Origin of the sequence: Paraplanobispora siamensis, assembly GCF_016863175.1 — a bacterium.
GTDB classification, from domain to species: domain Bacteria; phylum Actinomycetota; class Actinomycetes; order Streptosporangiales; family Streptosporangiaceae; genus Planobispora; species Planobispora siamensis.
Genome location: NZ_BOOJ01000111.1, coordinates 1 through 9903, shown reverse-complemented (window position 1 = coordinate 9903; position 9903 = coordinate 1). Strand labels below are relative to the sequence as shown.

General features: G+C 65.8%; 8 protein-coding genes. 4 read left to right on the top strand and 4 right to left on the bottom strand.

Annotated features, from left to right (window positions below; translation table 11 throughout):
• Window positions 1–1022 precede the first annotated feature (1022 nt).
• The 3 genes from Psi01_RS42485 to Psi01_RS42475 form a co-directional block, all read right to left on the bottom strand.
• Window positions 1023–1334, bottom strand: a complete 312-nt coding sequence (locus tag Psi01_RS42485) for a type II toxin-antitoxin system PemK/MazF family toxin (protein WP_204069884.1) — start codon at window positions 1332–1334, stop codon at window positions 1023–1025.
• Window positions 1331–1570: a hypothetical protein gene (locus Psi01_RS42480; RefSeq protein WP_204069883.1), complete on the bottom strand. Its 240-nt coding sequence runs from the start codon at window positions 1568–1570 to the stop codon at window positions 1331–1333. The genes Psi01_RS42485 and Psi01_RS42480 overlap by 4 nt, the downstream gene beginning before the upstream one ends.
• Window positions 1571–2327: 757 nt before the next feature.
• Window positions 2328–2900: a pentapeptide repeat-containing protein gene (locus Psi01_RS42475; protein ID WP_204069882.1), complete on the bottom strand. Its 573-nt coding sequence runs from the start codon at window positions 2898–2900 to the stop codon at window positions 2328–2330.
• Window positions 2901–3052: 152 nt separating this feature from the next.
• Between Psi01_RS42475 and istA the strand changes: the two genes are divergently transcribed.
• The 3 genes from istA to Psi01_RS42460 all read left to right on the top strand — a co-directional run bounded on the left by istA (window position 3053) and on the right by Psi01_RS42460 (window position 6686).
• The gene (istA, locus tag Psi01_RS42470; protein WP_204069881.1) at window positions 3053–4708 is read left to right on the top strand and encodes an IS21 family transposase; all 1656 of its coding nucleotides are present in this window, start codon (window positions 3053–3055) and stop codon (window positions 4706–4708) included.
• Complete coding sequence (gene istB / locus Psi01_RS42465; RefSeq protein WP_204069880.1) at window positions 4705–5514, top strand: IS21-like element helper ATPase IstB; 810 nt, start codon at window positions 4705–4707, stop codon at window positions 5512–5514. The genes istA and istB overlap by 4 nt, the downstream gene beginning before the upstream one ends.
• 356 nt (window positions 5515–5870) lie before the next feature.
• The gene (locus Psi01_RS42460; RefSeq protein ID WP_204069885.1) at window positions 5871–6686 is read left to right on the top strand and encodes a sulfite exporter TauE/SafE family protein; all 816 of its coding nucleotides are present in this window, start codon (window positions 5871–5873) and stop codon (window positions 6684–6686) included.
• A 125-nt stretch (window positions 6687–6811) separates the two neighbouring features.
• On the opposite strand, the gene Psi01_RS42455 is transcribed toward Psi01_RS42460, so the two are convergent.
• A complete protein-coding gene (locus Psi01_RS42455) occupies window positions 6812–7345 on the bottom strand; it encodes a hypothetical protein (RefSeq protein WP_204069879.1) in 534 nt (177 codons plus the stop codon).
• A 518-nt stretch (window positions 7346–7863) separates the two neighbouring features.
• On the opposite strand from Psi01_RS42455, the gene Psi01_RS42450 reads away from it, so the two are divergent.
• Window positions 7864–9903, top strand: a 2040-nt coding sequence (locus Psi01_RS42450; protein WP_204069878.1) for a helix-turn-helix domain-containing protein, incomplete at its 3' end; no start/stop codon positions are given.

Here is a 9903-nt window from a genome sequence, read left to right as displayed (position 1 = left end):
GCCGCTCAAATTCCCACTAGTTAGGTTCCTAGAGTCCGCTGACGGTTCAGCAACGGGGACCGTGCTTTTGTAGGAAGCCGCATCAGGCGATAAGGCCAAACCACGAAACGCAGGTGTTGTCCGCCTCCATGCCAAGAGCCAACGTGTCCATGGCCGGAGATGATCAGGCAGGGCAGAATCGGGAGCAAAAGCTGGCGACGTCCGGGCAAAGGCGATCACGATTCGTCCAGCTAACGAGTCAGCTCGCATCTCTCTCATCTCGTTCCACCTGTAGAGGGCGGCTCTCCATGGGAGCTTCTGCACCGGTTGGCGGCGCCTCCAGAGGGGAAGCCGGTGGTATATCCATACCGATATTTCCTGCTAGGGGAACTTGCTGGCTGAGTCTTTCGATAATGAGTGGCGCCCCGGCACCCAGGGCCACCGCAACGATCGCGCTCATGCCGAACACCGATGCGCCAGCTGCCCCAGCCAGTAGGGCACTCGCCCCGCAGCGTCCGAACACCGAAAGCGAGTAAGGCCCTAAGCCGGGCTCCCCTTTACCCTTCCACGGCCAACCACCGACGCGACGAACCGCCTTAACAAAATCCAAGATCTCAACGGCTAGGCCTCCACCTAACCCCCATAACGCGAACTCCCACATACTGGGACGGTAACGGCTGCAGCGGAAGCCGGAAACATCTTCAAGAAAGAAGACAGCAACGGCATAGGGATCGCACCCGATTTCTGTGCCGGGATCATCTGCGCGACCTGCAATCATCCCAGGACTGTGCCGGATTTGTGGTCTCGACGCTGTAGCGATCGATTGGACGCCGTACACGCCACCGAGCCGCGCCAACACTCGCCCCTGGTGGTGCTTCCTGCTGCAGGTCAGGCCTCTACCTGACCACATATATTTATGTAGAAATGCACGTATGCCAGCAGGCGAGGGTCCTCCTGGCCGTACCACGCCGCATGACCCGGCAGACCGGGGATAGGTGAGGCCTTCGATCTTGGGACGTATAGCGGTCGACGGCCGACACTGTTCAGCCGGTCAGCCCGAAGATCGTGGCCAGCATGCCGCGCACCGCGGCCAGCTGCCCCTCGGGCAGATCGCCGACCTTGTCCTTCAACCGGGAGGCCGCCACGGTGGAAATGCGATCCACCATCGCCGCCCGGCCCGCGCCGACGTCGACCACGAACGCCGTCAGCGCATGGGCCATGTCGGCTTCCACCACGAACGCGGTCAACACGTTGTCGCCGTACAAGGTGTGGTAGAAATCGCCGGTCACGATCAGCCGGACCTCTTCGCGATCGCCGAGCTGGACCGTCCACAGCTCGCCGAAGCGATGGCTCACGCCGCCTCACCCGAGCGCCGCTGCTCGGCGGCGCACGCGATGTCCTCGGCGGCGGCGCGCTCCTCGGCCTCCTGAGTGGCCACCGCGCCGGCCCCGTACACCGCGGCGCGCGCGGCCGCCGAGTGGGTTGCGGCGATCTCGCGCAGCGCGCCGCGCTCCAGAATGGTCGAGACGCTGACGCCCTGGGCTTCAGCGTGTCGGCGCACCGCCTCCAAGATCCAAGGGGCGATACTCACGGACGTCTTCTCTTTCGCCATACCCGAAGCGTACCCACATGGTCATACCGAAGGTAGGGGTTCAGGGTAATACCATGCGGAGCAGCGATCGAGGTGATCACAAAGTGCTGGGCCATCCGTCCGCTGGCGGCCACCTCCATAGGCCAGAAGCCCCATAACAGCCTCTCTGCATAGAGAAATAGGCGCATGCGGAAAGACCGTCGCTAGCCCGCACGGCTACCGTGTCGTGATGCGGCGAAACTGCAAATCTACATAGTAAAGGCACTCTCGTCATGTCGCGATCTTCCTCATAGCCAGCCGGATTTGAGGACCTAGGATCATGCCACCACTAGGGCATCGGCCCACCATGACGCCCCTCGCCGGCTCCGTGTTGCCATCGTCTGGAGCCGGCTACGGCAAGATCATCTACGCCCTACGGCCGCCGCACTACGCATACCAGGAACGCCCCGGCCCCCCACGGCAGGCCGGTCAGCAGCGCAGCTGGCCAGCTCGCTCCGGTGGCCAGCATCAGCCCTACCCCGATGGCTGCCGCAACGGCAGCAGCCAACAACGCCAATACGATCCGGTCCGGCACCATGGCCGCCTCCCTTGTTCGGTAATTGCCGAGCCGGATGATGGGGGAGGGAGGGGGCTTGTGTACGGCCACGACCGTGCACCGGACGTGATCTTCCTCACACGAGTACGTCCCTAAACGTACAAGATCAAAATTCTCGAGATCTGAGGTATAACAAGGCCTGGGGCTCGGAGCCGACCCCTCCTAAGTGTGATCTTCCTCGGCCGCGGACAGACCGGAGGCCTCCCGATCCGAGTTGTCGGTTGAGCCGCCTGATACCGGAGAGGTGGCGGGCGTTGGTGAAACGATCCCGCGGATGAGAGTCGCGTTCTTGGGGCGGATGTCAAAAGCACGAATATCGGTCAGGATGGCGCCTTTCAGGTTCGCGCCGGTCAAGTCTGCCTTGGTGAAGTCCGCGCGAGTCAGGTCCGCCTCGGCCAGGTTCGTGTTGATCAGAAACGCGCGGGTCAGGCGCGCGCCGGTCAGGTCCGCCTTGGTCAGGTCCGCCTCAGCCAGGAATGCACGGCTCAATCGGGCAACGACGAGCCTTGCCTCCGCCAAGTGCGTGCCACGCAGGTGCGCATCGGTCAAGTTCACGCTGAACATGTTCGCTTCGCTCAGGTCCGCCCCGCTCAGATCTGCTCCGGTCAGATTCGCGCCGCTCAGGTGCGCGCCAGCCAGGCTCGCGTATGACAAGTCGATCTGTGAGAACGGTCGGTCGTGGTCGATGACGCGGCGGCCGATGACGGTAAGCGCGGCCTGAATATCGGTGGCCACTTTCCTCTGGTTATGACGGTGTATGACGACAGCGTTTGTCGGTCAGTTGCGACAGCGATCGCTTAGGCCGAGAGTCGATGTCGGTGAGAAATAGCAGCGCTCTTGGGCTTGCGGTGAGACGATGAGTGTGCTCCGCAGGTGAGGGGGCGCTGATGCAACCAAAGACCAAGGTCGAGTTGTATGCGGCGATCCGCCGCGACTCCCGCGCGGGCCTGGCCACTCGGGCCCTGCAGCGCAAGTACGGGGTGGGCTTTCGCACGATCGAAAAGGCCCTGGCCTCGGTTTGGCCAGCACCGCGTAAGCCGATACCGCCTCGTTCCTCACGGCTGGATCCGTTCAAACCGCTGATCGATCAGATGCTGCGGGCCGATCTGGACGCCCCGCGCAAGCAACGGCACACCGCCCAGCGCATCTTCGACCGGCTGCTGGAAGAGCATCAGGCCGACCAGGTGTCGTACGGGATGGTTCGAGACTACGTCCGCCTGCGCCGCCCGGAAATCCGCTTAGAAGCCGGCCGGGACCCGCCCCAGGTCTTCATCGAGCAAAGCCATCGCCCGGGCGCCGAGGCCGAGGTGGACTTCGGGGCGGTGTGGATTCGCCTGGCCGGCGAGATGACCAAGTGCTTCCTGTTTTCCTTCCGCCTGTCGTGGTCGGGCAAGGCCATCCACCGCGCGTTCCTGACCTGCTCGCAAGAGGCCTTCTTCGAGGGCCACGTGCACGCCATGACGCTGCTGGGCGGGCTGCCGTTCGGCCATGTGCGCTATGACAACCTCAAGCCCGCCGTCGCCAAGGTGCTGGGCTTTTCCCGCGCCCGGGTGGAAAGCGAACGCTGGGTCGCTTTTCGCAGCTGGGCCGGGATCGAGCCCTTCTACTGCCGCCCGGGTCTGGAAGGCGCCCATGAAAAAGGCGGCGTGGAGGGGCAGATCGGCTACTTCCGCAGAAATCACCTGACCCCCGTCCCCGAGATCGCCTCGATCGCCGAACTCAACGCCCAGATCGATAGCTGGGATCGGCAAGATGAGCGGCGCCGGATCCGCATGCGCACCCAGACCATCGGTGAGCGCTTCGCCATCGAACAACCGCTGCTCAAGCCGCTACCCACCGAGCCGTTCGAGATCGGCCGGCTGTTCACCCCGCGGGTCAATCTGCACAGCCAGATCAACGTGCGCACCAACTGCTACTCGGTGCCCGTCAGGTTGGCCGGTCAGCAGGTGCGGGTGATGCTGTTCGCCTCCCATCTGGTCGTCTACCACAAGGGCGTCGAGGTCGCCCGGCATGAGCGCCTTATCGCCAAGGGCGGGTCTCGGCTGGTGCTGGATCACTACCTGGAGGCCCTGGTGCGCAAGCCCGGCGCGCTGGCCGGGTCCAGCGCGCTGGAACAGGCCCGGGCCGCCGGCACCTTCACCGCCACGCACGAGGCTTGGTGGGCCGCGGCGCGCAAGGCCCATGGCGAGGCCGCCGGCACCCGGGAGCTGATCGAGGTGCTGCTGCTGCACCGGCACATGGCCCATGCCCATGTGGTCGCCGGCATCGCCGCCGCGCTGACGGTGGGCGCGCTCAGCGCCGATGTCGTCGCGCTGGAAGCCCGCAAGATCGCCCAAGCCGACGATGCCTCCGCCGTCGAGCCGTCACCGGATCGGCCCGAGCACCTGGCCTGGCTGGATGAGCCCGCGGTCATCTCGCTGACCACCCGGCGGCTGGCTCAGCTGCCGCCCGACCCCCGGCCGCTGCCGTCGGTGGCCGTCTATGACCAACTATTGCGCCGCCGACCCGGCGGCCGGCCCGCCTCCGAGGAAGAGCTGCCATGACCACCTTTCACCGCCGCGCGCTGACCGAGGAAGCGGCCGAGGCCTCGATTTATCAGGCCTGCCAGCGGCTGCACCTGCCGACCATCCGCGGCCAGTTCGTCGAGCTGGCCGCCACCGCCCCCCGCAACCAGATGAGCTATCTGGGCTTCTTGGCCGAGCTGTTGATGGCCGAATGCGACTACCGCGCCCGCAAGGCCTCCGAGCGGCGGATCAAGCTGGCGAGCTTCCCACGGCAGAAATCGCTGCGCGAGTTCGACTTCGAGGCCAACTCCAACGTCGATCCGGCCGTCATCCACACCCTGGCCACCTGCGACTGGGTGCGCAAGCACCTGCCGCTGTGTCTGATCGGCGACTCGGGCACCGGCAAGTCACACCTGCTGATCGCGCTGGGCACCGAGGCCGCGATGGCCGGGTTCAAGGTCAAATACACCCTGGCCGCCAAGCTGGTCAACGAGCTGGTCGAGGCCGCCGATGAGAAGTTGCTGACCAAGACCATCGCCCGCTACGGCCGCGTCGACCTTTTATGCATCGACGAGCTGGGCTACATGGAGCTGGACCGGCACGGAGCCGAACTGCTGTTCCAAGTTCTCACCGAGCGCGAGGAGACCAATAGTGTTGCAATCGCCTCAAATGAGTCATTTTCGGGATGGACTAAGACATTTACCGAGCCGCGGCTCTGCGCGGCCATCGTCGACCGGCTGACCTACGGCGGCAACATCATCGAGACCGGAACCGAGTCCTACCGGCTGGCTCAGACTCGTGCCCAAGCTGATGCCGCCCCCGCCGCGAGCAAGGCCGCCGGCTGATCCTTTTCCTGGCTCGTCCTCGACAACGCCTGGCCCGCCGCGGGGAGGAGCGGGTCAAGATGCAGCGCCCGCAGGCGAAGCCGAGGACGAACGATCTTGACGCGGGACGAGCAGCGGCGATCGTCGCCGCGTCGAGGAAGAGCCCCAACGACCAGCCAGGAGCCCTCACCATGACCACGCTCGATGCACCCTTGCCAAAGCCCTCAGGAGATCGTCATCAGGCTTGATCTCAGTGAGGACGCCACTATCGCCGAGTCCCCTGGCCTGAAGACACCCCTGCCCGTCGGTCACGGCTATCGGCTCCGCAACAATGACCTCCCGAGGCATGACCAAGGCTGGTGGGGAGCGTGATCGGCATGGCCCTGGACGAAGATGCCGTGCCCGCCCATGGGGTGCGCTCGTTGCCACTGGCCTTCGCCGCCGGCGCGGCGGTGGGCGTGTTGGGCGGGATGATCGGCCTGGGCGGCGCGGAGTTCCGGCTTCCGCTACTGATCAGCCTGTTCGGCTTTGTCGCCCTGGCGGCGGTCATCATGAACAAGGCAATGAGCCTGATCGTGGTGCTCACCGCGCTGCCCGCCCGACTGGCCGCCGTCTCGCTCGCCGAGCTGGCCGCGCACTGGACCGTTGCGGCCAACCTGCTGGCCGGAAGTCTCCTCGGGGCCTGGGCGGGCGCTTCCTGGGCGGTCCGGATGCGCACCGCCACCCTCTACAAGGTGCTCGCGGCGCTGATGGTGCTCATGGCCGCCGCCCTGGTGCTCACTCACACCACCGCCCTGGGCACGCTGACCCTGCCCGGCTCGGCGCAGGCCGTCGCCGGGGTCATGGCCGGGTTCGGCATTGGCGTGGTCGCGGCCATCATGGGCGTCGCTGGCGGCGAACTCCTGATCCCCACGATCGTGCTGCTCTACTCCGTCGACATCAAGACCGCCGGCAGCCTGTCCTTGGTGGTCTCCCTGCCCACCATGCTGGTCGCCTTCGCCCGCTACAGCCGCGACGGCAGCTTCGCCGTGCTGCGCGCCAATCTGCGCTTCGTCGCGGTCATGACTGCGGGCTCGATCACCGGCGCGCTGGCGGGCGGTCTACTGGTCGGCGTCATCCCGGACCTGGTCCTCATCCCTGTCCTGGCCATCGTCTTGCTGATCTCAGCCATCAAGATGGCCCGCCACAGCTGATGTCGGCGCCGTCTGCTTGCCAGACACGCCTTAACGACCTTCAATCGCGGCTGACCAGCCAGACGCGCAAGGTGAGTAGTCGAGCCTCCAGGTGCTGCTACTTGTCATCGACATTCCGGGCCCGATCAGCCCTCAAGTGCTGTCGAAACTGACCGACAAACGCTGCTGCTATTCACCAACAAAATCACTTTCCTCGGTGAGGAGAGCGGCGGGTGTGCGGAGGCAGGTGCAGGGTCGGCTGCCGGGACTGGCGTTGGCGCATTTCGGGAGTGCTCACGGATGAAGGCAGCCAGAACTTCCATGATTGTGGGATGGTCGCGGCGAGAGTCACGGGCGATGCGTTCCAGGGCATAGATGCCGCCCAGGCGGATGTCGAGCTTGTCGGAGCCGAGCTGGTCGATGGCTTTGGTGTAGCGGTCGGTGATGTGGCCCTGGCGCGCGGTGTCGGCATTGCGGGCGGTGTAGTACACCGCCCCTAGAGCGATCAGACCGGTGGCGATGGCCAAAGCTCGACCGCGCACCGCGTCCAAGGCGGCGGCCCGATCCTTGGCAGCACTTTGGCCGGTAAAGGAGGTGACGCCGTCGATGTGCTCCAAGACCCAGACTGCGCCCGGGCCTAAGACCCAGGCCAGAATGATCACTAGCGCCAGGATGAGCATTATCCCGATGCTCCGAGCCATCGGATAAGTCCGCATACGGCGCAGGAGCACACCCCAAATCGTCACAGATCTACGCTGCCGGGCCGAGAGTGCGCCGAGGTGGTGTCAGGCGCTGGTGATGACGAATCGTGACAGAGCGGAGCACGAAATATCGGCCTGCTGGCCGCCACGCTGACTTGCGATAAACCCGGCTGGTTGTTAGTGGGGGAGCCGGAGCTCCGGCTCCCCCACTTGTTCTTACTGGTGGCCCGGCTGGGTACAGCGGCACGGCGCCGATCCGGACGCTGGAGCACCGGGAGCAGGATCGGTGATGTGAGCCTGCTGGCGGCGGGTGGTGGTGAAGCGGAGGGTGGCCGCAGTCATGTTGACGACCGCAGTGATCAGCGGAAGCCACTCGGCGAGGTGATGCATGGTCGACTCCTGGCGAGGATCGAGGTGGGGTGGCCGGCCGGACCGTGGTGACACCCTCCACAGCAGCGCACGCCGCCAACTCCGGCAGCCGATACGATGCGCACCGGATGGATCCGGTGCGCATCGGGCCGAATAGGGGGACGCTGGTCAGGACGAACACCGGATTGCGCAGTGGTGAGGTGCGGGGGTATTCGCCGCTGTCCGGTGGTTCGGCCGAACACCCGCACGCTGAGGTCGTCGACCTTGCCGGAGAGCTGATGCCCCCCACCGATCACGAGTCGATCCCCAACCTGGAGACGATCGACACTCCCGACCAGCTTGCCGCGGCGCTGACGGCCCTACGCCGGGCACGCGGTCTGTCCTATGGAGAGCTGGACAAGAAGGTACGGCCGGAGCGGTTGCCGTCCACGACTATCAGCGACATGTGCGCCAAAGGCCGGCCCACCCGCGAGACGTTGGAGTTGTTCCTGCGCGCCTGCGACGTTCCCAAAGCCGAGCGGGAGGCCTGGCAGCAGGCCCGACAGCGGGCATTGACCCAGCACCCGCCCGCGGCCGGAGCAGTCCGGGTGAATAAGGCGATCGCACGCCGACTGGGTGTGCACGCGGCGATCGAGGTGGAAGGTGCCACCGGAGCGCTGTCGCTCTATGTGGAGCGTGACATCGACACCGCGCCCAGTGGAGTGCGGCACCAGATCCGCCAAGCCATGGACCGTGGCGGCCTGGTGGTACTGGTCGGTGAATCCTCCGTGGGCAAGACCCGCTGCGCGTTCGAAGCGATTCAGGCCTTGATGCCGGCCTGGTGGCTGATCCACCCGGCCGATGCCGCCGCCCTGCAGGCACTGACCACCCAGCCGGTGACTCACACCGTGGTATGGCTGGATGAGCTGCAGACCTATCTGGCCGGCGAGCGCGGCCTGACCGCCGCTCTGGTGCGCTCCCTGCTGGATGCCGGCGCGGTGCTGGTGGCCACGCTGTGGCCGGAGCGCTACAGCACTTACATCACTCGGCCACCTGCCGACGGCCCCGACCTCTACCCGATTGAGCGTGAGGTACTGAAGCTGGCCGAGATCGTACGCATCGCATCCGAACTCAGCCCGGCCGAGCACGAGCGCGCCCGCCAGGCTGCGGTAACCGACCGGCGCATCGCCGTGGCGCTGGAATCGACCGACTACGGCATGACCCAGGTGATTGCCGCCGCGCCCCAGCTTCTCTCCCGCTGGTGCGATGCCGGCCCGTACGCCAAAGCCATCATGACCGCGGCTATCGATGCCGCCCGCTTGGGCGCGCAGGCACCGTTGAGCGCCGAGCTGCTGCGCGCGGCCGCCCCCGGCTACTGCACCCCGCGCCAGAAAGCGGCCGTCTCATCGAACTGGTTCGAAACCGGTCTGGCTTATGCCACCGAAACCTTGCATGGCGCGGCCGCCGCCCTGACTCCTGTCGCGGCACAGATGGGGCAGATCACCGGGTATATCGTGGCCGACTATCTACTCCAGCACGCCAGCGCTGAGCGTCGCATGGCCAAAGTGCCTGCCGTCACCTGGCAGGCCCTGATCGACTACCTGATCGACCCAGGCGATCAAGCTCGCGTCGGGGCAAACGCCTACTACCGCCTTCTATACCGCTATGCCGAGCCTCTGTTACACCGCGCAAGTGATGCCGGGAATTGGTCCGCCGCCGACCGCCTCGTGGAGCTGTTGGCCAGGCAGGGGCGGGTAGAGGAGGCGATCGCAGTGCTACAGGGGCAAGCCGATACCGGTGGTGGAATCGCCAGCGACTGGTTGGCGGGACAGGGCCGGGCGGAGCAGTTGCGGGCTTGGGCCAATGCCAGGGATGAGTACGCTGCCGACTGGTTGGCGGAGCTACTGGCCGGACAGGGCCAGGTGGAAGAGGCGATCACGGTGCTGCACCGCGCAGTCGATGCCGGTAATGGGCCTGCTGCGTACCGACTGGTGCATTTGCTGGCCGGACAGAGCCAGGTGGAGAAGTTACGGGTGCAGGCCGATACCGGTAATGAGTACGCCGCCGACTGGTTGGCGGAACTGCTGGCCGGACAGGGCCAGGTAGAGGAGTTGCGGGTCCGGGCCGGTGCCGGTGATAGGTCTGCTACGCGTCGGTTGGTGCATTTGCTGGCCGGGCAGGGCCAGCTA